General features: G+C 52.8%; 25 protein-coding genes. 9 read left to right on the top strand and 16 right to left on the bottom strand.

The features are described from left to right. Positions 1-366: 366 nt before the first annotated feature. Together CA832_RS09735 and trhA are read left to right on the top strand one after the other, a co-directional pair. Positions 367-1,674 carry a hypothetical protein gene (locus CA832_RS09735; RefSeq protein ID WP_088341374.1) on the top strand — a complete coding sequence of 436 codons (1,308 nt, stop codon included), beginning with the start codon at positions 367-369 and terminating at the stop codon, positions 1,672-1,674. Positions 1,675-1,712: 38 nt separating this feature from the next. Further along, entirely contained in the window at positions 1,713-2,351 is a 639-nt protein-coding gene (gene trhA, locus CA832_RS09730) for a PAQR family membrane homeostasis protein TrhA (RefSeq protein WP_088341373.1), read from the top strand. Positions 2,352-2,354: 3 nt separating this feature from the next. On the opposite strand, the gene CA832_RS09725 is transcribed toward trhA, so the two are convergent. Next, entirely contained in the window at positions 2,355-3,275 is a 921-nt protein-coding gene (locus CA832_RS09725) for a ThuA domain-containing protein (protein WP_088341372.1), read from the bottom strand. Between the two features lie 57 nt (positions 3,276-3,332). Further along, positions 3,333-4,007 (bottom strand): ZIP family metal transporter, encoded by a 675-nt coding sequence (locus tag CA832_RS09720; protein ID WP_198944466.1) that lies wholly within the window; start codon positions 4,005-4,007, stop codon positions 3,333-3,335. Between the two features lie 64 nt (positions 4,008-4,071). Here CA832_RS09720 and CA832_RS09715 point away from each other — a divergent pair, with 64 nt between their 5' ends. Continuing rightward, positions 4,072-5,226, top strand: a complete 1,155-nt coding sequence (locus CA832_RS09715; protein WP_198944465.1) for a THUMP domain-containing class I SAM-dependent RNA methyltransferase — start codon at positions 4,072-4,074, stop codon at positions 5,224-5,226. A 3-nt stretch (positions 5,227-5,229) separates the two neighbouring features. Here CA832_RS09715 and CA832_RS09710 read toward each other — a convergent pair whose 3' ends face one another. From CA832_RS09710 to rlmD, 3 genes are read right to left on the bottom strand one after another with little or no spacing between them, the layout of a single operon-like run. Next, positions 5,230-6,006: a DUF6048 family protein gene (locus CA832_RS09710; RefSeq protein WP_088341371.1), complete on the bottom strand. Its 777-nt coding sequence runs from the start codon at positions 6,004-6,006 to the stop codon at positions 5,230-5,232. Next, positions 5,987-6,517: a DUF6452 family protein gene (locus CA832_RS09705; protein ID WP_233131779.1), complete on the bottom strand. Its 531-nt coding sequence runs from the start codon at positions 6,515-6,517 to the stop codon at positions 5,987-5,989. The genes CA832_RS09710 and CA832_RS09705 overlap by 20 nt, the downstream gene beginning before the upstream one ends. A gap of 1 nt (position 6,518) precedes the next feature. Next, positions 6,519-7,937 (bottom strand): 23S rRNA (uracil(1939)-C(5))-methyltransferase RlmD, encoded by a 1,419-nt coding sequence (gene rlmD, locus CA832_RS09700; protein WP_088341370.1) that lies wholly within the window; start codon positions 7,935-7,937, stop codon positions 6,519-6,521. A gap of 171 nt (positions 7,938-8,108) precedes the next feature. Here rlmD and rocD point away from each other — a divergent pair, with 171 nt between their 5' ends. Next, positions 8,109-9,389 carry an ornithine--oxo-acid transaminase gene (gene rocD, locus CA832_RS09695; protein ID WP_088341369.1) on the top strand — a complete coding sequence of 427 codons (1,281 nt, stop codon included), beginning with the start codon at positions 8,109-8,111 and terminating at the stop codon, positions 9,387-9,389. A gap of 123 nt (positions 9,390-9,512) precedes the next feature. Here the strand turns inward: rocD and rplS are convergent, their stop codons facing one another. The 6 genes from rplS to CA832_RS09665 all read right to left on the bottom strand — a co-directional run bounded on the left by rplS (position 9,513) and on the right by CA832_RS09665 (position 14,845). Then, positions 9,513-9,863, bottom strand: a complete 351-nt coding sequence (gene rplS / locus CA832_RS09690) for a 50S ribosomal protein L19 (RefSeq protein ID WP_088341368.1) — start codon at positions 9,861-9,863, stop codon at positions 9,513-9,515. A 124-nt stretch (positions 9,864-9,987) separates the two neighbouring features. Further along, a complete protein-coding gene (gene trmD / locus CA832_RS09685) occupies positions 9,988-10,668 on the bottom strand; it encodes a tRNA (guanosine(37)-N1)-methyltransferase TrmD (protein WP_088341367.1) in 681 nt (226 codons plus the stop codon). 2 nt (positions 10,669-10,670) lie between these two features. Continuing rightward, on the bottom strand, positions 10,671-11,114 hold the full coding sequence (locus CA832_RS09680; RefSeq protein WP_088341366.1) for a GNAT family N-acetyltransferase: 444 nt from the start codon (positions 11,112-11,114) through the stop codon (positions 10,671-10,673). 27 nt (positions 11,115-11,141) lie between these two features. Next, complete coding sequence (locus CA832_RS09675) at positions 11,142-11,750, bottom strand: tRNA (guanine-N1)-methyltransferase (protein ID WP_088341436.1); 609 nt, start codon at positions 11,748-11,750, stop codon at positions 11,142-11,144. 142 nt (positions 11,751-11,892) lie between these two features. Then, on the bottom strand, positions 11,893-13,341 hold the full coding sequence (locus CA832_RS09670; protein WP_088341365.1) for a glyceraldehyde-3-phosphate dehydrogenase: 1,449 nt from the start codon (positions 13,339-13,341) through the stop codon (positions 11,893-11,895). A 118-nt stretch (positions 13,342-13,459) separates the two neighbouring features. Next, positions 13,460-14,845: a S1C family serine protease gene (locus CA832_RS09665; protein ID WP_088341364.1), complete on the bottom strand. Its 1,386-nt coding sequence runs from the start codon at positions 14,843-14,845 to the stop codon at positions 13,460-13,462. Positions 14,846-14,957: 112 nt separating this feature from the next. Here CA832_RS09665 and dapF point away from each other — a divergent pair, with 112 nt between their 5' ends. From dapF to CA832_RS09645, 4 genes are all read left to right on the top strand, one after another. Further along, the gene (gene dapF, locus CA832_RS09660) at positions 14,958-15,731 is read left to right on the top strand and encodes a diaminopimelate epimerase (RefSeq protein WP_088341363.1); all 774 of its coding nucleotides are present in this window, start codon (positions 14,958-14,960) and stop codon (positions 15,729-15,731) included. Next, complete coding sequence (locus CA832_RS09655; protein WP_088341362.1) at positions 15,724-16,260, top strand: GNAT family N-acetyltransferase; 537 nt, start codon at positions 15,724-15,726, stop codon at positions 16,258-16,260. The genes dapF and CA832_RS09655 overlap by 8 nt, the downstream gene beginning before the upstream one ends. After that, complete coding sequence (gene mltG, locus CA832_RS09650; RefSeq protein WP_088341361.1) at positions 16,250-17,293, top strand: endolytic transglycosylase MltG; 1,044 nt, start codon at positions 16,250-16,252, stop codon at positions 17,291-17,293. The genes CA832_RS09655 and mltG overlap by 11 nt, the downstream gene beginning before the upstream one ends. Positions 17,294-17,440: 147 nt before the next feature. Continuing rightward, entirely contained in the window at positions 17,441-18,112 is a 672-nt protein-coding gene (locus CA832_RS09645; protein ID WP_088341360.1) for a hypothetical protein, read from the top strand. Here the strand turns inward: CA832_RS09645 and CA832_RS09640 are convergent. The 3 genes from CA832_RS09640 to dnaA are packed head-to-tail and all read right to left on the bottom strand — an operon-like array spanning position 18,098 to position 20,716. Next, entirely contained in the window at positions 18,098-18,823 is a 726-nt protein-coding gene (locus CA832_RS09640; protein ID WP_088341359.1) for an SAM-dependent methyltransferase, read from the bottom strand. The two genes, CA832_RS09645 and CA832_RS09640, sit on opposite strands and share 15 nt — an antisense overlap. A gap of 1 nt (position 18,824) precedes the next feature. Beyond that, the gene (locus CA832_RS09635) at positions 18,825-19,286 is read right to left on the bottom strand and encodes a low molecular weight protein-tyrosine-phosphatase (protein WP_088341358.1); all 462 of its coding nucleotides are present in this window, start codon (positions 19,284-19,286) and stop codon (positions 18,825-18,827) included. Between the two features lie 5 nt (positions 19,287-19,291). Then, entirely contained in the window at positions 19,292-20,716 is a 1,425-nt protein-coding gene (gene dnaA, locus CA832_RS09630; RefSeq protein WP_088341357.1) for a chromosomal replication initiator protein DnaA, read from the bottom strand. A 205-nt stretch (positions 20,717-20,921) separates the two neighbouring features. Between dnaA and CA832_RS09625 the strand changes: the two genes are divergently transcribed. Further along, positions 20,922-21,317 (top strand): acyl-CoA thioesterase, encoded by a 396-nt coding sequence (locus CA832_RS09625; RefSeq protein WP_088341356.1) that lies wholly within the window; start codon positions 20,922-20,924, stop codon positions 21,315-21,317. On the opposite strand, the gene CA832_RS09620 is transcribed toward CA832_RS09625, so the two are convergent. Both CA832_RS09620 and CA832_RS09615 read right to left on the bottom strand, forming a co-directional pair. Beyond that, positions 21,310-21,939: an IMPACT family protein gene (locus CA832_RS09620; protein ID WP_158211914.1), complete on the bottom strand. Its 630-nt coding sequence runs from the start codon at positions 21,937-21,939 to the stop codon at positions 21,310-21,312. The two genes, CA832_RS09625 and CA832_RS09620, sit on opposite strands and share 8 nt — an antisense overlap. A 2-nt stretch (positions 21,940-21,941) precedes the next feature. Beyond that, the gene (locus CA832_RS09615) at positions 21,942-22,802 is read right to left on the bottom strand and encodes an EamA family transporter (protein ID WP_088341354.1); all 861 of its coding nucleotides are present in this window, start codon (positions 22,800-22,802) and stop codon (positions 21,942-21,944) included. Position 22,803 lies beyond the last annotated feature (1 nt).

Genomic DNA, 22,803 nt, shown 5'->3' with positions numbered 1-22,803 from the left:
ACTGCCACTTAGGTGGGAGAGTAGGTCGCCGCCTTCTTTGAACCCCGAAGTGAGCTTCGCTCTACTTCGGGGTTTTTTATTGGATACAGGTAGCCCTTCACAGCCAGGTGGGGGGCTTTTGTTTTGGTAGAAACCCAAAGCAGATGGGGCACACCCCCGCCCCCGAAACCAAACTACCCGGAGGCACTGCAAAAGGCAAACACCACGCCCCGCCCCCGGGGGAAGATACCCCCTCCCGTTGCAAAGGGGGTTCAGGCAAAAAAAAGGTTTTACCCTCCTTTGCTGAAAGACCTGGTAACTGGGTTTGCCCTAAATACCCGGAACAATCATTTTTCCACTATATTTAAATCGAGGATAGTCCATTACATGAGCAACAACCCGCACGATTCGAAATTCAAGAAATGGTTGGATGTTCTCCAACAGGAAAGCTGGCAACTGGAGCTGATTATTTCCGGTTTTGCTATCTATGGGTTGTTTGCCGTAATAGAACCCATTGAGCTCGCCGGGCTGGAGGCGCAGAACGACAATAACTTCTACAGTACCCTTCTGTTTCAAGGCCTTGCGGTATCCTGGTATATCATCACGATTAACCTCATAGCCCATGTTATCCTCAGGGGATTATGGATCGGTGCTATCGGACTCCGCTATGTTTCCGGGGAAATCGACTATACCAAACTCAGGTACAGCCCCAAATTCAAACGACACCTGGAGAAGCGTGTGGGCTCATTCGACAATTATGTAGCCACACTGGAAAAGTATTGCAGCGTCATTTTTGCGGTAACTTTTCTGCTGGTGTTTTACCTCCTGGGGTTATTGGTGCTGGTATTCTGCATAGGGCTATTAAGTTTATGGATCAGCAAGGAGGAGACCCCATCCTGGGCGCGCGGGGCTATTGGAATACCCGCTATCATTTTCCTTTCCGTGGGTATGGTCCTGACTTTTATCGATTTTGTGACTCAGGGCTGGCTGAAGCGAAAGAAGTGGACCACCTGGTTTTATTACCCCTTTTACTGGGTCTTTAAATACCTTACCTTATCGTTTCTTTACCGACCCATGGTTTACAATTTCCTGGATACCCGGTTTGGGAAAAGACTGAGTTGGATCGTTGTCCCCCTATACCTGGGGCTGACAGTTTTGGCAGGTACGGGATTCAGCACCTCCAATTACCTGGATTCTGAATTTAATTCCTCCTCCTATGCCGCGAGCAAGGCGAATTATCTCGACTCTTTGGACGAAGACACCCCATTTGTAGATCGGGCCTCCATCCCTTCCAAGGTCATTTCCGATCCCTTCCTAAATGTCTTTGTCGTTTATGGCAGCAGTGTGGAAGACGATGTTTTCTATTTCAACAAGGATCTTGAACCCGAGGAGGACCGAAGGGGGATCTTCTCGGTTTTTTCAGATGGGACAGTCTCGGGTCGTAGCCACTCCCTGCCGGAATATCTGGAAACCCTTGAGGAAATGTACACTCTTTCCATAGACAGTCTAGACTTTAAACCGGAATTCGTCTTCGCCATCAACTCCCGCAAACAGATGGGGTATGAAACCTACCTGGATATGGATGGGGTCCGAAAAGGGAAGCACGTACTGGAGGTAAAACGCAAGGACCACAACCAGGACAGCGTCTATACCCGTACGATTCTGCAGATTCCCTTCTGGTACTTCCCGAAATAACCGATTCGGCGTACCTTTGCTACCGCAAATCAGAAGGTATGCCGAGGATTCGGATCAGCTATCGGGAAGAAGAGCACTGGAATACCGGAACCCATATGTTCGGGACTATCCTCGGTCTTGTGGGCGCCGTGGTTCTGGGAATACAGGTACGCGGCGAAAACACCCTTATCCAGGCTGCGGTTTGGGCGTATAGTCTCTCCCTTATCCTCTTGTTCGGGGCCTCCACAGCCTATCATGCCGTTGCTCTGCCCCGTTATAAAAAGAGGCTTCGCATCCTGGACCATATCTGCATCTACTACCTTATAGCCGGTACGTATACGCCTATGGCGCTTATTGTCCTGGCAGAGAGTAAGGGGTGGTTATTATTTGGGTTAGTTTGGGGGATGGCTGCCTTCGGGACGGTTTTGAAACTGTTTTTTACCGGTAGGTTCGAATTATTTTCGGTATTGCTGTACTTGTTAATGGGGTGGTTGATCGTCATTGACCTGGACTTCCTTTTGACTACACTAAGCCACCAGGCACAACTCTTTTTAATGGCCGGAGGCGGGTTCTATACCGTGGGCATCCTCTTCTATGCCATCCGGAAAATCCCGTTTAATCATATGATTTGGCACCTGTTTGTCCTTTGTGGGGCGGCGTGCCATTGGGTTATGGTTTGGCTGGTCCTGCGGGGTTAGGCTTCAATTTCCCTGGGGTTTACCGTCGTCTGCAGGAAGGTCACCCAGGGCGTACTGTATCCCATTTAGCAAAAAACCTAGAAATTCCGGATCCTCCAGTTGGTGGGCGTTGTGCGATGGGGCACTTACAAAAACCCGTCCCTTCCCATAGGGTTTTATCCATGCAATATAGCGCAGCGGATCTTCAACAGGCTGTTCCAACCCTTTCAGTTCCCGGGCATCCATTGCCAGCAAAGGACGGAAGTCCTTTTTCGGATAGGCGTTCTTAAAGAAATAGGGCTCATCGGTCAACGTAAATTCCTGGTTTTGGAACCCCTTTGTGATGGGATGCCCTGGTTCCACAATACGGACCCGCATCGGTTGCTGGGGCGGATGAAAATCAAAACTGCCCCCTGCCATTTCACTGAAGGACTCAGAATTCAACTGCATAGTAGTTCCACCGTGTAAAAGGACAATACCTCCCCCGTTACGCACATAGGCTAACAGGTTTTCTTCCAAGACAGCAGCCTGCTCCCAACGGGCCGCATCTTCCATAAGGCTGTCCTTGCGGAAAACGTCGTAAAAGATATTCCGGTGATCCCGCTCCGGGCAGGTATTGTTCAGAACCACTGCATCGAAGGCCCTTAGGCGCGCTGTTTCAAAATCCCGGATATCCTGACTGTAGGTAACCGATGCGGCACCTGTTTTCCGGGCCAACAGCCCAATGACGGCATCCACATGGGGGATTGCCCAGTGCTCAAAACCGGTATGAAGGGAGAAAACCAGGAGATTGCGTGCCCGAAAAGGGGTAACCTCAGGGGTACTGGGGATAGACTGTTCAACCAGGCTAAGCCATTGAGGCGTGCATTCGAAGGCCTCCAAATCCTGGCTGCAAACCACGCTTGTTTGCAGGGATAACAGCAGGGCAAGGATTACTCTGGGCATAGATCCTGGGATGTATCCCTCAATATACTCAATTTCTCGTAGCGGCTGTTCGAAGCTTTAAAGCAGGAACCCCAAGGCCATCCCCAAAACGATGGCGCCTATCTTCCTAAGGTTGAAGGCATGCCCTTCCGAGCTTTCGAAAAGTATGATGGTAGACACGTGCAGGACTACGCCTATTACCAGGGGCAGGAGGTAGGCGTATACAGCTTCCAGGGCGGGCCGACTTCCGATCCAGGCGCCGGCAGGGGTCATCAGCGCAAAGAAAACCATGAATCCCCAGATGGCCCCCATGGAGCGTCCGGACTGCAAAAGGAACCCTCCTATAATGAGGCTTACCGGGATTTTGTGAACCACAATTCCCCACATAAAATCAGGAGTATGCTGCAGGGGGATACCCTCAGTCAGGGCATGAAGGGAAAGGCTGGCAAAGAGCAGCCAGGGAAAGGTTGTCCCATTGCCGTGGTGGACATGCCCGTGTTCGGCCCCTTTCGAGAGTGATTCCAGAAAAATCTGCAATAAAATCCCCAGGGCAATCCAAAGCCCGGTTTGTTCGGGGTTGCCCGAAGAATAGGCTTCGGGCAGCAATTCGAAGAGGGTAACCGATAAGAGGAAAGCCCCACTGAAGGCCAGGAGCAGGGAATACCTGCGGTTTATTTGCCTGCGGTAGCAAACAAGCCATGTAAAACTGAGTAAGACAGCGAGAGCAGGAAGTAGGATGGGCCAGAGCGTCACGGGATAAAGGCAGATCTTAGGCCCGTAAAAATAGTGTATTTTTGCAGTTCTGTAACCTGAGACCATGGCCGAAAAGTTCAAAATGCTCGCCAAAACCCTGTATGGGTTTGAAGACCTACTTGCGGGGGAACTTCGGGCATTGGGGGCCAGCGGGGTGCGAACAGGCGTACGGTGCGCATTTTTTGAGGGCGATACGGGCTTTATGTATAAGGCCAACCTGAACCTCCGCACGGCATTACGGGTATTGAAACCCCTACGCGATTTTAGGATAAACCGGGCAGACCAGTTGTATGACCGAATCCGGGAGGTGGACTGGAACCAAATCCTGGATCCTGACATGACGTTTGTGGTCGATACGGTTTTGCACAGTGATTTGTATTCCCATTCCCTATTTGTATCCCAAAAAGTGAAGGATGCCATCGTGGACCAGGTGAGGGAAAAGACGGGGCGGCGCCCCAGTGTCTCCGTGTCACGCCCCGATGTACGCATCCATATCCATATCCAGAAGCAAATGGCGCACCTTTCCCTGGACAGTTCCGGGGATTCCCTTCACCAGCGCGGGTATCGTTCGGCGACGAATATTGCCCCACTCAACGAGGTCCTGGCCGCCGGGGTACTGATGATGAGTGGCTGGAGAGGGCAATGCGATTTTCTGGACCCCATGTGTGGCAGCGGGACACTACCTATAGAAGCGGCCATGATTGCCTGTAATATACCGGCAAATATCAACCGGCAACACTTCGGGTTCCAGGGTTGGAAGGATTTCGACCCGGTATTGTACAAGCGTATCTTCGAAGCCAGCATGAAACATGTACGGGATTTTCCCTATCGGATTTCGGGGTACGACAGAGCGCCGTCGGCCATAGCCAAAGCCCGGCAGAATGTGGAGAATGCCAATCTGCAGGAGTATATCGCACTGGACCAGGCCGATTTTTTCCAGACAGCCAAGAAATCGGAGAACCCGCTACACCTTGTGTGCAACCCTCCCTATGGCCAACGCCTCCACATAGAACCGGAATCCTTTTACGGCAGGGTAGGGGATACCCTCAAGCAACACTATCCGGGTACGGTAGCATGGCTTCTGCTTGGGGACCCCGAACACGTAAAACAGGTTGGGCTCCGGGCCACCCGTAAAATCAAACTCTTCAATGGGAATATCGAGTCCCGCCTGGCGCGATTTGATATTTACCAGGGCAGTAAGAAGGCCAGTAAGAACTAAGGGTCAGGGGGTGTTGTCCCCTTCTTCCGGGGCGCGGGATTTTCGGTAGAGAGGAATCAGGTAACTAACGGTATAGTTAAACCCGACCCCGAAACGGCTCCCTTCGGTTACCCGGTTAAAGCCCGGAATCCAGATATGGGGGATTACCCCGGATTCCTTCCGGCTAACCAGCATCCCTATACGCACGCTGGCACCCATGTACAGGTTGGAGAACAGTTCTGCCTTTACCCCGAGCAGCATCTCAAGCCAGGAGGCATTTAGCCCGCTAAACTCCCTGGGAACATCTTCCCCGGCCAGGAAACCCTCCGGGTTCCAGTAGCGGTTACTTTCGTAGATGCTGTAGGACTGCAGGTCTTTGCTGAACGTGCTGAACGCATAACGCGCGCCTACGTAAATGAGGTTGTTCATCCCATACCAGTTCTCGTAGGTATTGAAATTTACCCCTGCTTTGATATAGCTCCCGCTGCTGTTGAAGTTGTAGAGGGTCTGGATGTTTACCTCGTCCGCGTTGTCCAGCAATTCCTCAACATCGAAAGATTCATTTCCGAGTTCGGCTGCCAGGAACCATTTATGTGAAAGACGGAAGTCCCCGGTAAGTTCCAGCCCGGTGTAATTTTCGTCCAGTGCAGACCGGATGGGGCGACTTAAGTCTATCCCCACCCTAAGGCCGTATTTCTGGCCCGGCCGCAGGCTGTCTGCCTCCCGCTTACCCTGCCCGTTCAGTAGCGCGGGGGAGGTACAGAGCAACAAAAGCAACAGGCTAGTGATAAACCGACACATGGGCACTTAAGGAATTTTCAACAGTGGTCGCAATTACTGTAACGCTGTCTATCCAATTGGAGGCATCCGATTGGAGCAGGACTTCGAGGTTGTCGAACTGCCCCACAAAACCACAGGCGCGGGATACAAACTCCTCCCGGATTTCATAATCAAAATACAGAGTGTCCCGGTTTCCGACGTCTGCGCCCTCCTCGTCTTCCGAATTCTGGATCAGGACAAAGCCTGTTTGCCCCGAATCGATCCGCAAAGGGATCCCGATGGAATCGCGGGTAGACCGGTCTGGGAAGGAGGTTACGGGAGTCCCGTTGCCCAGCCCTACGGCCCGCAGCCTGTTAACGGCCTTGGCCTCCCCCGGGTTTTCGATATCGTAAAAGGTAACGACAAGCAAAGGCGTATCCCCATCCACACAGATATCGTCTTTTTCACACCCGGAACCGGCCAGTAGGGCCAGTACTAGAAGGAGAAAGGCCGTTCGGCGCAATAAAGGGTTCCAATGCCTGGGGATGTGCATGTCAGCTTTGGGATTTGCGTTGTAAAAGTACGACATTTTCCACGTGGTGGGTCTGGGGGAACATATCTACAGGCTGGACTTCCACAATGGTGTAGCTATCTGCCATTAAGGCCAGGTCCCGGGCCTGAGTGGCGCTGTTGCAACTGACATAGACGATGCGCCCAGGGCCCAGTCGCAGCAATTGTGCCACTACATCCTTGTGCATGCCATCCCTCGGGGGGTCTGTAATAACAACATCCGGGGTCCCGTTGGATGCAATAAATGCATCGGTGAAAAGGGTTTTCATATCACCAGCGTAAAAAGTGATGTTCCCGATCCCATTGAGGGCTGCATTTTCTTTGGCGGCCGCTATAGCCTCGGGCACGGCCTCAATACCAACCACGCCCCTGGCGCCGGCAGCTACAAATTGAGCGATGGTCCCCAGACCGGTGTACAGGTCATAAACCCATTCCTTCCCGGTGAGGCCCGCCATGCGTCTAACCACGCGGTACAATTCCAATGCCTGCTCGGAATTGGTTTGATAGAAGGATTTAGGTGTAATCCGAAAACGAAGCCCTTCCATCTGTTCGGTGATATACGGCTGCCCATGGGCACATATAAGTTCCAGGTCGTATAAGGTATCGTTCCCTTTGCGGTTTACCACATAGTGCAGGGATTGGATTTCCGGGAATTCGGCCACCAGGAATTCCAGGAGTGCTTTTTGCCTGGGAAGGTCCTCTTCCCCGAACTGTAGTACTACCATGAACTGCCCGTCCGAAGTGTTGCGGATCATCAGGGTCCTGAGCAAGCCTTCCTGTTCCCGGGGATTGAAAAAGGTATAGCCATGTTCAATGGCAAACTCCCGGATGGCCAGCCTGATGCGGTTGGAGGGGTCTGCCTGGAGGTGGCACTCTTTCAGGTCCAGGACCTTGTCCCACATCCCGGGGATATGCAGCCCCAGCCCGTTGCGGTGCTCCAGTTCGGTCTTGCTTTCGATTTCCTCTGGTTCCAGCCATCGGTAACACGAAAAGGAAAACTCCATTTTATTGCGGTAGTAATAGGGCTGTGGAGCGGGCAGGATCGGGTTTATTTCCGGTAATTCCAGTTTGCCGATCCTCCTTAGGTTACTGGACACTTCCTCCGCCTTGGCCTCCAATTGGGCCGCGTATTCCATGTGCTGCCATTTGCAGCCCCCGCAGGTCCCGAAATGCATGCATTTCGGGGATATCCGGTTTGGGGAAGGGTGCACCACGCGGGTGACCCGTGCTTCGTAATAGCCCTTTCTTTTTTTGTAAACGGTCGCACTTACGGTATCCCCGGGCACAGCGCCCTGCAACAGGACCACCCTGCCGTCAGGGGCCTTTGCGATGGCTTTGCCACGGGCCCCGGCGCCGGTAACCTTCAGGGACTCAAAAACAGGGAGGTTTTTTCTTCTGGACATGGGTTCAAAAATACGTTCTTTTTCGGGACAGTCCCTTCTACGGACTCCCTGCTTTTTGTATGAGCGGAATATTGGGAAGGTCCGCCCGGAATTTGTATTTTTAGCCCTCTTCCCGGATGATTTCTCTCCATAAGCAGGAATGGCTATTGTTTAATGTATAAAGCAACGCTTATGTCAGTTGTGGAAAAACAGCATTCAGCCGAGGCCATGGCTTTGGAAGCACGTTTCGGCGCTCAGAATTATCACCCCCTTCCCGTCGTATTAAGTAAAGGGGAAGGCGTCTTTGTCTGGGACTTGGAAGGAAACAAATACTACGATTTCCTCTCGGCCTATTCGGCGGTAAACCAGGGACACTGCCATCCTAAAATTGTAGGAGCCCTTAAAGAACAGGCGGAGAAGCTCACCCTTACTTCCAGGGCGTTTTACAACGACCAGTTGGGGCGTTATGAGCAGTACCTGTGCAACTACTTCGGATATGATAAGGTACTGCCCATGAATACGGGTGCCGAGGCCGTGGAAACCGCGATTAAACTCGCCCGTAAATGGGGTTACGAAAAAAAGGGTATCCCGGCTGGCAAAGCCAAGATCATTGTATGCCAGAACAACTTTCACGGCAGGACCATTACGATTATATCTGCTTCGAACGACCCGGTAGCCACGGAGAATTTCGGGCCCTTTACCCCGGGGATTATATCTATCCGCTACAACGATATTGCTGCGCTGGAAGAAGCCATAGACGAAAATGTTGCGGCTTTTCTGGTGGAGCCCATTCAAGGGGAGGCCGGGGTTTATGTCCCTGACGATACCTATCTCGAGGAGGCTCAGGCCATCTGTAAGAAAAACAATGTCCTGCTTATAGCCGACGAAGTACAGACCGGGATTGCCCGTACCGGCCGCCTGCTGGCTTCCTGCGGAAATTGTTCCTGCCCCGAGGGCCTTTGCAGCGGTACGCCCCAGGTAAAACCGGATGTCCTTATTCTGGGTAAGGCCATATCAGGCGGGGTATTCCCTGTTTCGGCCGTTTTGGCCCGGGAAGATATCATGGAAGTTATACGCCCCGGGAACCACGGGTCCACCTTTGGAGGGAATCCTCTGGCCTGTGCCGTGGCAATGGCTGCCCTGGAAGTGGTTCGTGAGGAAGGCCTGGCCCGCAGGGCGGAAGCTCTGGGCAACCGTTTCCGCCAACGCATGAAGGAAATCATAGCCGAAACCCACTGGGTACGACTGGTGCGGGGCAAGGGCCTGCTCAATGCCATTGTCATTGACGATACCGAAGACAGCTCCACGGCCTGGGAGATCTGCATGGCATTGAAGGAGAACGGGTTGCTGGCCAAGCCCACCCACGGGAATATTATCCGCTTTGCGCCACCCCTGGTCATGACGGAAGCGCAGCTGGAGGAATGTATTTCCATTATCCGCAAAACCCTCCTGGAATTTCAAAAAGAAGCGTAGGGGTATTTGTGCTGGGGTTTTGCACCCAATTCGGATATCTTGTAGTTGGGGGGGACCCCCAAAAAGAGCCACAAAAAAAGCCTGCAGATACTGCAGGCTTTTTTTTGCTGTAAGTCCGAACGCTTAGGAGCGCACTTCTTTAATACGGGCTTTTTTACCGGTTAGGCCGCGGAAGTAGAAAATACGGGCCCGGCGCACTTTACCGCGCTTGTTCACCTCGATTTTCTGGAGGGCCGGCATATTAACGGGGAAGATACGTTCCACACCTACCGTACCGCTCATTTTGCGGATGGTAAAGGTTTCCGTTGCTCCGGAACCGCGACGCTGGATAACCACCCCGCGGAAAAACTGGGTACGGGTCTTCTCACCTTCTTTGATTTCGTAGTATACCGTGATGGTATCTCCGGCGGAGAATTCCGGGAAATCTTTCCGGCTTATGAATTCGTTTTCAACAAAATTGACTAAGGATTCCATGATATCTCATTAGGTTTCTCCGAACCAACGTTCACGTACCTCGCCAGAGGTTAGTTCGAAATCGTGTGCAAAAATAAGCGATAATTCCCAACCGGCAAGTATTTTCCGGAGATTTTAGGGAGCTCTATTCCTCGTTTAACAGGTCCGGCCGGCGCTCCCGCGTACGCGCCTGTGCCTGGGCTTCCCGCCAGGCCTCTATTTTGCCCGCATGCCCGCTGGTCAGGACCTCAGGCACTTCCATACCCTTAAAGACCCTTGGCCGGGTATATACCGGAGGGGCCAGCAGGTTGTCCTGGAAGGTATCGGTAAGGGCGGAGGTCTCATCGTTGAGCACCCCGGGGATCAGTCGGATAATGGCATCGCAAAGGACGGCCGCACCCAGTTCCCCGCCCGAAAGCACGTAATCGCCAATAGAAATTTCCTTGGTAATCCACAGATCCCGGATGCGTTGGTCCACGCCTTTGTAATGACCACAAAGGATCAGCAGGTTTTCCTGGAGGGAAAGGCGGTTCACTTCCGGCTGCCGAAGGGGCACGCCGTCGGGGGTCATATAGATGATTTCGTCGTACTCCCGCTCACTGGTAAGTGCTGTAAGGCATCGGTCTATGGGTTCGGCCATCATCACCATCCCCGCCCCGCCACCAAAGGCGTAATCGTCTACCTGCTTATAGCGGTTTGTCGCGTAATCCCGGAGGTTATGCACGTGGACCGAAACCAGGCCCTTGTCAATAGCGCGTTTCAGGATAGATGCCCCGAAGGGACTTTCCAGCAATTCGGGTAAGACAGTAATAATATCGATCCGCATAGCTATGGCTTGGTCTGCCAAAAGTAATGAAAACAGTGGGTATCCCGTTCCCACCCCAGGGATTCATACAAGTGCCTGGCCGGGTTGTCTACGGCCGTTTCAAGGGCGAGGCCCTTGAGCCCGTTTTCGCTGGCGAGTTCCTGTGCCCGGCGCAGTAAGGCCTTTCCAATGCCCTTCCCCCGGAAGTCCGGATGTACATACAGGTCATTGAGGATCATCAGGGCTTGCATGCTTACCGTGCTAAAACTGGGGTAAAGCTGCAAAAAACCCGCAGGCCGGTCATCGGTCCGGGCCAGGAAGATGATGGAATCGTTTTGTAGGAAGCGCTCCTTCAGAAAACCGGTAGCAGCCTTAAGATCTGAAGGTTGCCGGTAAAATACACGGTATCCGTCCAGCAGGGGTGCCAGTTGGGCAAGGTGTTTTTCGTTTGCCCTTACAATTTCCATGCGGTACAGTAGTCAGGGGAGGAAAGGCTATTTTCCCTTGCGTTGTTTGTTTAGTTCGTCCTGCAGCTGACGGCTTATTTTCTGTTCCCGCTCCAGGGCGCGCCTCCTGTGGTTCTCGTACTCCGCCTCCAGGTCTGCCAGTTTGGCCTTGGCTTCCTGGGTCAGGGTGTTACTGCTCCTGAACTTGAAAACGAAAAGCAACAAAAGCAGGGAGAGTGCAATAATAATGGTCCAGAGGATCAGGTTGTAGGTGGTTTTGGAGAGTTGGGCCCCAAAAAACGACATACTGTCTTTTTGTTCGGTAACCTCTGCCAGTTGCGAACTGGTATCCTCCAGTTTGGTATTCAGGTCGGCAATGGTTGCCTGCTGCCCGTTGATGGTTGCCTGGAGTTCCCCGGCGGCTTTCCGCCCTGCAGAGAGGCTGTCCAGTACATTGGTTCTCAACTTATCGAGATAAATGGCCCGAACCACTTCGTACCGCCTGCCTTCGGCATTGTAGTTTCCCGATTTACTGAAAATAAAGTCGAACTGACTTTCCACCGTGCCGGAATCCAGTGAGGGTTCCGCTTCGTCTTGGCTGAACATGGTGCCGGTGGCAAGGAAGGCCAGGCACAACAGGAGCGCAAATCGCTTCATAGCGTTAGGTTCTGTGTTTTTTCGATTGCAGGTAGGGCTAAAGTACTTCATTGGGGGGAATTTCTAAAACATATACGTGGAATTCGCCCGTATGGTTCACACACCCCGCCCATAGGTCGTTTCAATGCATCTCCTTCCTATCCTAGTAGTAGGTAAAGCGCCGCACCTTGGCCACATATTTGGCCAGGCGGATGACCTGGTGGGCGTACCCGAATTCATTGTCGTACCAGATGTACAGGACAATACTTTTTCCATCCGGGGTAACAATGGTGGCCTTACTGTCATAAATGGATGGCGCAGTAGTTCCAATAATATCGGATGAAACAAGTTCGTTGCTCAGGGAGTATTTGATTTGTTCCACCAGGTCGCCTTCTAAAGCGTATTTTTTAACAATGGTGTTCAGGCTCTCCACACTTGTTTTCCCATTGAGGTCCAAATTGAGGATAGCCAGGGAACCATTGGGTACCGGGACACGGATGGCATTGGAGGTCAGTTTCCCTTCCAGGGAGGGCAGCGCTTTAGAAACGGCTTTGCCCGCACCGGTTTCCGTGATGACCATATTGAGGGCTGCTGCCCGGCCGCGACGGTATTTCCCGTGGATATTGTCTACCAGGTTCTGGTCGTTGGTGTAGGCATGGATGGTTTCCAGGTGGCCTTTGCGGATCCCCAGGGAGTCTTCCACCACTTTCAGGATGGGGGTAATGGCATTGGTCGTGCAGGAGGCAGCTGAGAAGATATCCACCGAATCCGGATCGAATTCCTCGTGGTTTACCCCATGGACGATATTGGGTATGTTTTTGCCGGGTGCCGTGAGCAGAACCTTAGAAACCCCTTGGGCTTTGAGGTGGAGGCCGAGGCTTTCCTTATCCCGGAACGCCCCGGTATTGTCGATCACCAGGGCATCTTCAATCCCATACTCGCTGTAATCTATTGCGGACGGGTCCGATGCGGAGATCATATGGACAGTGGTCCCGTTGATGACCAGGGCAGGCCATTTGGGATGTACTTCCACCGTTCCGGAGAAGGCGCCGTGAACCGAATCTGTGCGCAGGAGCATGGCCCTTTTCTCCAAAATCTCAGGGCTCAGGCTGCCGCGGGTCACGATGGCGCGCAGTCGGAGCTGGTTTCCCTTGCCGGTCTTGGCCATGAGTTCCCGGGCCAAAACCCGCCCGATACGGCCGAACCCGTACAGGATTACATCTTTGGGCGCAATCTCCGGGTAGCTTGAGGCCCCTTTGAGTTTATCCAGGACAAAGGCTTTGGCGTCGTGGTAATTGCTGTTATCGTCCGAATGGTATTCGAAGGTCAGCTTCCCGATATCCAGTTTTGAAGGAGGGAGCTTGATGTCCGAGATGGCCCTGAGAATTTCCACGGAATCGAAAATGGAAATCGGTTTCTGGACAAATTGGCCCGCGTATTCGTGCAGGTTGATGATATCGCTGACATTCTTGTCTATGATCTGGTTTTTGAACAGGACCACTTCAATGGCCTTGTCGTACCAGAGATCACTCACAATCTTGATGAATTCTGTGGTTGCCTTCCGGCGGTCGGCCTGGAAAGCAAGCTCTTTTTCATAGGAGTTGGAGGTCATGGGTCAGGGTTTGAATTTTCCGGCAAAATTATACATTTCAAACGTTTTCGTCCGATATTTTCGTATAAATAAAAAAACCCGCCTTCAGGGGCGGGTTTTGTTGCGATATCCTCAACGGCTACTGGAAGATAATTCGTTCCCGTTCCCCGTTTTCGTCAAGCATCGTAATGCTGGTATTTCCATAGCGTGAAATTTTGCTGAACAGCTCGCGTGCATCTTCAATATTGTTCACGGGCTCCCCATCCACCGCTAGGATTACTTTTCCGGTGAGGTCATACCGGCGGTAGGTTTCCGGTACCCCGATAATTTTTACTCCGGAGTTGACCCCGTAGGTCTCCTTGTCCCGCTCGGAGAGGTTCTTGACTTTCAGCCCCAGGCGGGGGAGGTCCAGGGACTGGCGCTCCCGGATTTCTACCGGAAGTATTACTTCCTCCCCATCCCGGTCCAGGGTAATCTTTACCTGGTCTCCCGGCCGTTTGGTAGCGATGTAACCCACCAGATCGGAGAACCGCCTAACGCGGATATCGTCAATACTGCGGATGATGTCTCCGGGGAGGATGCCCGCTGCCTCGGCACCGGAGTCTTCCTCCACGCCGTCTACCAGGACCCCTTCAATCTCGTTTATCTTATTCTCGATAGCGTACTGGGTATCGAGCCGGGGAGATTCAATCCCCAGAATCCCTTTTTGCACATCTCCGTATTCCAGGAGGTCTTCCACCACTTTCCGCGCGATATTGCTGGGAACGGCAAAGGAATATCCGATATAGGACCCCGTCTGTGAAGTGATGGCGGTGTTAATTCCGATCAGGTGCCCCTGGGTATTGACCAGGGCCCCGCCGCTGTTGCCGGGGTTAACGGCGGCATCGGTTTGCAGGAAGGACTGGTTGCGCCCCAGGTCCCGTGCCTTGGCACTCACAATACCCGCTGTGACCGTGGAGGTGAGTTGGTAGGGGTTCCCTACAGCAAGTACCCATTCCCCGATCTTCACATTATCGGAATCCCCGAAGGTGAGGTAGGGAAGCTTCTCTTCCGGATTGATCTTGATCAGGGCGATGTCCGTATTGGGGTCGGTGCCCACCACGGTAGCCTCGTAGGTTTTATTGTTGTTCAGGGTAACGGTAAGCTGGTTGGCCCGGGCAATGACGTGGTTGTTGGTCACGATATAGCCCTCGGGCGAAATGATTACCCCGGATCCCGTCCCCACCTGGGGGCGTGCCCGCTCCTCGTATCCATAGAGGTATTCAAAGAAATTACTGGCCCCGCGGCTCAGGGTCATGTTCTTGACGTGTACCACGGCATTGACCGTATTCTCGGCAGCCAGCGTAAAATCGGTTGTTTCAGCCGGGGCTGACCCAAGGCCGCTCGAACTGGTCTGCACCACCGGAAGGGTACCTTGCGGGAAACCCCACTGGGGCTGTTGGTTCTCAAAAAACATCTTGTAAGCCCCCAGGGTAACGCCTCCGGAGACCAGTGCAATGAAAAATAATCCTGCTACTCGTTTCATGGTATGCGTTATTTTAACAGTATAAAATTACGTTTTTGACCTACAGTTTATTTTGGTTTAACGACATTTTAACGGGCACGCCCCACGCTTTAAAGTGTATCTTTGTAGGCCTATGGAGTTCTACAAATATCAGGCCACAGGGAATGATTTTATCCTTGTAGACGACAGGGAAGAGGTCTTCCCCTCCACCGACGAAGCCTTTATCCGCAAACTGTGCCATCGGAGGTTCGGCATCGGCGCGGACGGGTTGATCCTGATCCGGAAAACCCCGGAATCGGATTTCCGGATGCTCTATTTTAATTCGGATGGCAGGCCGGGGTCCATGTGCGGAAACGGGGGCCGCTGTGCGGTATCCTTTGCTTCCCTTTTGGGTCTGATTCAAAGCGAATGCGGGTTTGAGGCCCCGGATGGGTACCACGAGGCAGTGCTCGAAAAAGGGGTTGTCTCCCTTAAAATGGGTGCAGTTTCCGGGGTGCATCAGAAACCCCGATACAGTTTCGTGGATACGGGTTCTCCCCACCATGTACAGCTGGTCGATAACCTGGATGGGCTGGATGTTGTGCGAGAGGGGAGGCGCCTGCGCTACAGCCTCTATGGCGAGGCGGGCAGCAATATCAATTTTGTACGGCCGGATGGCCCGGCCCGGTTTAAGGTCCGGACCTACGAAAGGGGGGTGGAGGATGAAACCTACTCCTGCGGGACTGGTGTTACCGCTGTTACCCTGGCCATGCATTCCCTGGGGAAACTCACTGGCCATCATGCTGAAATAGACACCGCGGGAGGCACCCTTACCGTCCGCTTCGAACCGGGGGAAACCGGGGGGTATGACGATATCTGGCTCACAGGGCCCGCCACAATGGTTTTTAAAGGAAAATACCATGATTAGCCTTAGCGGAAAGGATATTACCCTGAGGGCGCTGGAACCCGAGGACCTGGACTTTCTCTACCGGCTGGAGAACGACCCGGCCATTTGGGAAATAAGTGGTACCCTAACGCCGTATTCCCGGAAGGTGCTCCGGCAGTATCTGGAAGTGGCGCACCACGACATCTACGAGGTCAAGCAATTGCGACTGGCCATTGTAGGCAACAATACCGGTACCTGCCTGGGCCTTATAGACCTCTTCGATTTCGACCCCAGAAATATGAGGGCCGGCGTAGGAATCGTCATCTCGGGAGAGGCGGACCGCAACAAAGGTTACGGGAGCCAGGCCCTGGGCCTGCTCTGTGACTATGCCTTCGGGGTGCTGGGCCTTCGCCAGCTTTTTGCCGGGGTAGGGGCAGACAACACCCCGTCCCTGAGTCTTTTCAGGGGGCAGGGGTTTGAACAGACGGGTCTTAGACGCGACTGGATCCGGACGGCAACTGGGTTCCAGGATGAAGTTTTTATGCAGAAAATCAACGCCCATGTACATTAAGCGAATCCTTCTGATCCTTGTTCTCCTTGGACTGCTGGGTGGAGGCTTGTTTGCAGCCATGGTTTACAGGACCTTTTTTACCAGCAATACGGCTTTTGCCAATGAAACGGCCTATGTCTACATCCCTTCGGATGCCGGTTATCCCGAGGTCAGGGCGCAACTGGAGCCCCTGCTGGAGGATTTGGAGGCCTTCGATGCGGTAGCCACCCGGAAGCGATATGTGGAAAATGTCCGGCCAGGCCGGTATCCCATCCTGCGGGATATGAACAACAACGATATCGTGAATGCCCTGCGCAGCAGGAATACCCCGGTTACCCTGGCCTTCAACAACCAGGAGCGCATCGCCACCCTGGCGGGGCGGGTGGCCCAGCAAATCGAAGCAGACAGCGCGGCCCTGGTTACCGCTATGACAGATCCTGAATTCTTGAAATCCAGGGGATTGAGCCAGGATCAGGCTATGGCGCTTTACCTTCCGAACTCCTATGAATTTTACTGGAACACTTCCGCAACCGGTTTCCGGGATCGGATGGCCGCGGAATACGACCGTTTCTGGAACGAGGAGCGAAAAGCGGCAGCCCGTTCCATGGGGATGACCCCGGAAGAGGTCATTGCCCTGGCAGCCATTGTCCACAAGGAAACCGCCAAGGCAGACGAACGCCCGAGGGTAGCAGGCGTTTACCTGAACCGCCTGAGGCTGGGAATGCCCCTGCAGGCCGACCCGACGGTCATCTATGCCATCAAGAAGGAAACAGGCCGCTACGATACTGTGATTAAGCGGGTCCTTTACCGGGACCTGGAAATCGCCTCGCCTTACAACACCTATAGGAACAAAGGGCTTCCGCCCGGACCCATTTTTATGCCCGACATGTCTGCCATTCGTGCAGTTTTAAACCCGGAAAAGCACAACTACCTCTACTTTGTAGTGGATACCCAGAACTTCGGCTATCACGTCTTTGCGGAGTCCCTCGCGCAACACAACCGGAATAAGGAGCAGTACATCCGGTGGATCAATGCACAAAATATCCGCAGGTAGCCTTTAATCCCTGATTTCGGACCATATACCCGGTTTTTGGGCCCTTTTAAGAAATTCTTGACTTTTCTTTTTGAAGGGGCCCGTATCTTTGCGCCAGTAATGTAAGTGAAAGTGTTCGCGCTTTCTCAAGCTTACGAAAACACTTATATGAAAAGGTGGATCGGATACCTGAGCCCTCTAATCATGCTCTTTACCTTTGTGAATTTCGGCCTTAATCCTTCGGGAGCCGAATCGTCACAGCTGCCGGAATCCCTTTCGGTCACAGAAGCGGAATACGCCCATTTGCCAGCTTTATCCCCCGACACATACCAATATGGCCTGCGGCCCCCGTTTCTGGGCAAGGGGTATATAGGGTTTCGGGAAGCCCTCGCATTCAAGGAATCGGGAGGGGACTATTTTACGACCAATACCCTCGGCTATCTCGGGAAATATCAGTTCGGGCTCACTACCCTCCAATTGATGGGGATTCACAATCCTGCCCAGTTTTTGGGTTCCCCGGAATTACAGGAAAAGGTTTTCGACATCAACCTCTCCCGCAATAAATGGATTTTACGCCGTGATATACCCCGCTTTGTGGGGCGCCGCATTAATGGTATTGAGGTAACGGAGTCGGGTATTCTGGCAGCTGCGCACCTTGCAGGGGCCGGCAATGTCAAAAAATACTTGCGTTCTGGCGGCCAACTGGACGTTACCGATGCCTATGGCACCAGTATTTCCCATTATCTCCGGGCGTTCCGTGGGTACGACACCTCCCCGGTGTCCCCTGTGAAGAACCCCCGGATAGAGGCTTTTCCGGTTGCTGCTTCAGGCGAGGAGTAAAAAAACAGCAGGTCTTTTATGTAAATCGGGCAGGGGCTGCTTCCAGGCGCTTACCTGTCGGGTTTGTATGTACTGCGTAGGTTGCGTGAGGTCCGCCGCAATACACAAACGGGTCTGTGGCTTTAGCGTTCTCAGGAGTTCTTCCAGTAATTTATCGTTCCGGTAAGGGGTTTCCATGAAAATCTGGGTTTGCCCCAGTTCTGCCGAACGTTTTTCCAGTGCCTTGATGGCTTTTTTTCTTTCGGCACCCTCAATGGGCAGGTAGCCGTTAAAGGCAAAACTCTGACCATTCAGCCCGCTTCCCATAAGCCCCAGTAAAATAGAGGAAGGCCCTACCAGGGGCACCACCCGGATGCCTTTTTCGTGGGCCAGTTCCACAATGGCTGCCCCGGGATCTGCCACTGCCGGACAACCCGCCTCGGATAAAAGGCCCATATCCCGACCCTCAAGGCAGGGCTGCAGGAATTCCGGCAGCATTTCGGTGTCGGTATATTTATTCAACAGGAATAACTCCAGGGAAGACTGGGATTTTCTCGGGGTGATTTTTTTGATGAACCGCCGGGCACTCCGTTCGTTCTCAACAATATAGGCATCGATATTCTCAATGGCCCGCTTGATGGTCAGCGGCAGTACCTCAAGGGGCTCGTTATCACCTAGTAAGGTTGGAATCAGGTACAGATTACCGGGTTTGGATGTCGGATTTGTTTCCACCCTATGGCGTTCTTAGGATTTCGGAAAGGATACGGCTGCAGGCCTGCTCGATAAGGCTGTACACATGGGTAAATCCGGAAGCTCCGCCATAGTATGGGTCGGGAACTTCCCTGGTGCCCATCCCCCCGGCCTCCAGCAGCAGCCTGGCTTTTTTTCGATGCGCCTGGGTTGGCGCCAGGGCATGGATATTTGCGAGGTTCTCGAGGTCCATAGCGAAAATATAGTCAAATTCCTCGAAATCCGCTGCCTGGAATTCGCGACAGCGTTGGTGGCTGATATCGATTTGGTTTTCCCGTGCCACGGCAATGGACCTTGGGTCGGGTGGGTTCCCAACGTGGTACCCGGCTGTCCCCGCAGAATCCACGAACACCTCCTCAGGATGTACCAGGGACGCCATGATACCCTCTGCCAAAGGAGAGCGGCATATATTCCCCAGACAGACCATCAGTACCTTTACCGGCATGGGTCTCAGGAAAATTTCTTGGTGAGGTCTTCGATGTATTTCCGGAACTGTTTGTCCGTTTCGGCCAGGTTGTCCACGGTTTTGCATGCATGAAGGACTGTGGCATGGTCGCGTTTCCCGATCTGGGAGCCGATACTGGCAAGGGATGCCTTGGTGTATTTTTTGGCGAAGAACATGGCCAGCTGACGGGCCTGTACAATGTGGCGCTTGCGGGTTTTGGACTGCAGGGTGGCTACGTCCATCTCGAAGTAATCCGAAACCACTTTCTGGATGTAATCGATTGAAACTTCCCGTTTGGTGTTTTTGACAAACTTCTCCACCACCTGCTGGGCCAGGTCCAGGGTAACTTCCTTTTTATTAAAGGAAGACTGGGCAATTAGGGATATAATGGCTCCTTCCAGCTCCCGGATATTCGATTTGATGTGTTTGGCTACATAATCGATGATCTCCTCGGGCATCTCCACCCCATCCCGGTAGAGTTTATTCTTCAGGATGGAAATACGCGTTTCGAAATCCGGGCTTTGCAGTTCGGCACTCAGGCCCCATTTGAAGCGGGAGAGCAGGCGTTGCTCTATATCCTGCATATCCACCGGTGCCTTGTCTGAAGTCAGGATCACCTGTTTGCCGTTCTGATGCAGGTGGTTGAAAATATGGAAGAAGACATCCTGGGTTCCGGATTTCCCGGAAAGGAACTGGACATCGTCTATAATCAAAACATCTATAAGCTGGTAGAAGTGGATAAAGTCGTTTCGGGTATTTTTCTTGACCGACTCGATATACTGCTGGGTAAACTTCTCAGCTGAGATATACAATACGGTGCGCTCCGGGTATTTATCCTTAATCTCCACCCCGATGGCATGCGCCAGGTGGGTTTTTCCAAGACCCACCCCTCCGAAAATCAGCAATGGGTTAAAAGAAGTGCCGCCCGGTTTATTGGCTACTGCCAGGCCCGCAGAACGCGCCAGCCGGTTGGAGTCCCCTTCCAGGAAATTATCGAAATTATAGTTCGGGTTGAGCTGGGACTCAATCTTGATATTCCGGATGCCCGGAATCACGAATGGGTTCTTCAGCTCGGGGCTCTTCGATTTAATGGGCACATCCATTTCCTGGGGCCCCATCTGCCCGCGGTTGGAACTCGGTATTTTCTCAGTAAAAGGTTCTCGGTTGCCGTAGGTGTTCTCCATCTTGATGACGTACACCAGCTTGGCACCCTCGCCTAACTCCCGGGTAAGTGCCACCTTTAACAATTTGACGTAATGCTCCTCCAGCCATTCGTAAAAGAATTTACTGGGGACCTGTATACTCAGAGACTTGTCGGTAAGCTTTACGGGCTTAATGGGAAGGAACCAAGTTTTGAATGCCTGCGGTTGAATATTGTCTTCGATAAAAGCAAGACAGTTTTCCCAAACGGAAATAGCAGAAACACTCATTACGAAGCTTGTCTTTCGGTTGGTTAGCGTGAGTTAGTACGGTAGAAAAAAGGACAGCTAATCTGTCCTTTCTGAGTGAGACAAATATGTGCACAAAAAACCTAAAAAAAAAATCCAAAGCGGGTTGAATTTCTGCTTTTTTTTTCAGAAGTTCTGCGCCCTGTCTTCACCCTTTTAAATATACCAAAAAATTCTCCTCTAACCTATGTTCGAACATCAAATTTCAGTACGTGTACGCTACGGGGAGACCGACCAGATGGGAGTGGTATACCACGGAAACTACCCGCAATATATGGAGATGGGAAGGGTAGAGTGGCTGCGGGCCCTAGGAATATCCTATAAAGAGATGGAAGAATCCGGCTGCATTTTGCCGGTTATAAATCTTACAATCCAATATAAAAAACCGGCCGTTTATGATCAGGAGATTACTGTGGTTACACGGCTGAAAAAAATACCTACCGTTCGGATATCTTTTGACTACGAAATCCGGTCCGAAAATGGCGACATTTTAGCCCTTGCCGAGACCGATCTGGCGTTTCTGGACCGGGATACCCGAAGGCCGATGCGCTGCCCGGCTTCTATCCTCGAGAGGCTTACCTGAATCCCATGTCATTTTGCACGCGTAGGTCCACACCGGAGAGTGGGCCGAAGGCTTCCAGGATAGCCGGGAGGTTTTCAGGGATGGCAGCCAGTTTGATGGTACAACTCAGGTGCATCTGCTGGTCCAGGATTTCCAATTGATACTGGGAAATGACCCGCATTACAGCGTCCAGACTCGCATATTCGAAGGACAGGGTAAGTAGGGTTTGTGGGCGGACCTCCCTGATATCGGCCTGCTCCAGGCAGAGGCGAGCCGATTCGCGATAAGCCTGGATAAGCCCGCCTACGCCCAGTTTCGTCCCCCCGTAATACCGAACCACACAAATCAATACATGTTGAAGATCAAAGGCTTCGATCTGCCCGAAAATGGGAGATCCTGCGGAATGTGCGGGTTCCCCGTCATCGTTAATCCGGATTTGGGGAGGGTCATTCCCAATCCGGTAGGCGTAACAGATATGGGTAGCATCCGGGTATTCCTTCCAGAGTGCCTGCACCTGTTGCTGGGCGGCTTCGGCCGAAGCCACGGGATACGCATACCCGATAAACTTGCTTTTGCGTTCCTTAAGCAGGCAGGGACCGCTTGGTCTGTAGAGGGTTTTAAAGGACGCGGCAGCGGATTCCATATTTACAGGCTTACCAGGAGGATACTGATTACGGCAGACACGATCCCGATTTGGTTCCATCGGCTTAACCGTTCCCGGAACAGCCAGACCCCAAGGAGGGTGGTTAGCAATACGATGGCCACGTTGTTCAGGGTAAAGACCACTGCACTGTTCCAGACGCCTGAGGTCAGGGCTCGAAGCAGGAAGTATACCGAAAAGAAATTCGGGACCCCCAAGGCCAACCCGCCCAGCAGGTTCCGGGGAAGGCTGCCCCGGTTATCTGAATGCGGGCGCAGCAACAGGGAAAGCAATCCGCAGGTTCCGGCAGCGAAAAACACCGTACTTGAAAATATCGGGAATTCGGCGGCAGGTACCCGGTGTTCCTCCAGGTATTTCAGGCTGGCATCGATGATCCCCGAACCCAGGAACACCAGGAGGGGCAGCCCCAGTACGCCTTTGCGCAGGACCATTCCCCGGGGCGGCCGGGAGGTACAATAAACAGCCCAGAGCGCCAATACGATCCCAAACCCCTGCAGGAAACTCAAGTGCTCCCCGTACAGGTATATCCCCAGGGTAACGGGGATTACCAGAGACATTTTGGTGGCAACCGAGGTAACCGAAACCCCCAGGTTCTGGGACGAGCGAGCCATAAGGTTGAAAATGACAACAAACAAAACTCCCAGCATAAGGGCAGGCAACAGCCAGGGTTTGCTGGCCCACGCATTCGGAGCGGCTACCTCCGGGGCTAGGGCCAGGCCTGTTGAGAAAGCGGTATAGTAATTGCCCACAATGGCCGTCGGGGTATGGACCCCGTAGGTTTTATACAGCCTGAAGATCACGAAGATCAGGCTCGAACACCCAATACTCAGCAGCAGGTCCGTCATC

It is taken from the genome of Robiginitalea sediminis (assembly GCF_002198115.1).
Classification (GTDB): Bacteria; Bacteroidota; Bacteroidia; order Flavobacteriales; family Flavobacteriaceae; genus Robiginitalea; species Robiginitalea sediminis.
This window is presented reverse-complemented; position numbering and strand designations above follow the sequence as displayed.

Bases quoted from the DNA above. Each gene is read 5' to 3' on its own strand.
- CA832_RS09710 (WP_088341371.1), bottom strand. From the start codon at position 6,006: ATGTGTCGGTTTATCACTAGCCTGTTGCTTTTGTTGCTCTGTACCTCC.
- CA832_RS09625 (WP_088341356.1), top strand. From the start codon at position 20,922: ATGTTCGAACATCAAATTTCAGTACGTGTACGCTACGGGGAGACCGAC.
- dnaA (WP_088341357.1), bottom strand. From the start codon at position 20,716: ATGAGTGTTTCTGCTATTTCCGTTTGGGAAAACTGTCTTGCTTTTATC.
- rplS (WP_088341368.1), bottom strand. From the start codon at position 9,863: ATGGAATCCTTAGTCAATTTTGTTGAAAACGAATTCATAAGCCGGAAA.
- CA832_RS09655 (WP_088341362.1), top strand. From the start codon at position 15,724: ATGATTAGCCTTAGCGGAAAGGATATTACCCTGAGGGCGCTGGAACCC.
- CA832_RS09645 (WP_088341360.1), top strand. From the start codon at position 17,441: ATGAAAAGGTGGATCGGATACCTGAGCCCTCTAATCATGCTCTTTACC.
- rlmD (WP_088341370.1), bottom strand. From the start codon at position 7,937: ATGTCCAGAAGAAAAAACCTCCCTGTTTTTGAGTCCCTGAAGGTTACC.
- rocD (WP_088341369.1), top strand. From the start codon at position 8,109: ATGTCAGTTGTGGAAAAACAGCATTCAGCCGAGGCCATGGCTTTGGAA.
- CA832_RS09665 (WP_088341364.1), bottom strand. From the start codon at position 14,845: ATGAAACGAGTAGCAGGATTATTTTTCATTGCACTGGTCTCCGGAGGC.
- CA832_RS09675 (WP_088341436.1), bottom strand. From the start codon at position 11,750: ATGAAGCGATTTGCGCTCCTGTTGTGCCTGGCCTTCCTTGCCACCGGC.
- CA832_RS09705 (WP_233131779.1), bottom strand. From the start codon at position 6,517: ATGCACATCCCCAGGCATTGGAACCCTTTATTGCGCCGAACGGCCTTT.
- CA832_RS09670 (WP_088341365.1), bottom strand. From the start codon at position 13,341: ATGACCTCCAACTCCTATGAAAAAGAGCTTGCTTTCCAGGCCGACCGC.
- CA832_RS09735 (WP_088341374.1), top strand. From the start codon at position 367: ATGAGCAACAACCCGCACGATTCGAAATTCAAGAAATGGTTGGATGTT.
- CA832_RS09715 (WP_198944465.1), top strand. From the start codon at position 4,072: ATGGCCGAAAAGTTCAAAATGCTCGCCAAAACCCTGTATGGGTTTGAA.
- trmD (WP_088341367.1), bottom strand. From the start codon at position 10,668: ATGCGGATCGATATTATTACTGTCTTACCCGAATTGCTGGAAAGTCCC.
- CA832_RS09615 (WP_088341354.1), bottom strand. From the start codon at position 22,802: ATGACGGACCTGCTGCTGAGTATTGGGTGTTCGAGCCTGATCTTCGTG.
- trhA (WP_088341373.1), top strand. From the start codon at position 1,713: ATGCCGAGGATTCGGATCAGCTATCGGGAAGAAGAGCACTGGAATACC.
- CA832_RS09680 (WP_088341366.1), bottom strand. From the start codon at position 11,114: ATGGAAATTGTAAGGGCAAACGAAAAACACCTTGCCCAACTGGCACCC.
- mltG (WP_088341361.1), top strand. From the start codon at position 16,250: ATGTACATTAAGCGAATCCTTCTGATCCTTGTTCTCCTTGGACTGCTG.
- dapF (WP_088341363.1), top strand. From the start codon at position 14,958: ATGGAGTTCTACAAATATCAGGCCACAGGGAATGATTTTATCCTTGTA.
- CA832_RS09620 (WP_158211914.1), bottom strand. From the start codon at position 21,939: ATGGAATCCGCTGCCGCGTCCTTTAAAACCCTCTACAGACCAAGCGGT.
- CA832_RS09635 (WP_088341358.1), bottom strand. From the start codon at position 19,286: ATGCCGGTAAAGGTACTGATGGTCTGTCTGGGGAATATATGCCGCTCT.
- CA832_RS09725 (WP_088341372.1), bottom strand. From the start codon at position 3,275: ATGCCCAGAGTAATCCTTGCCCTGCTGTTATCCCTGCAAACAAGCGTG.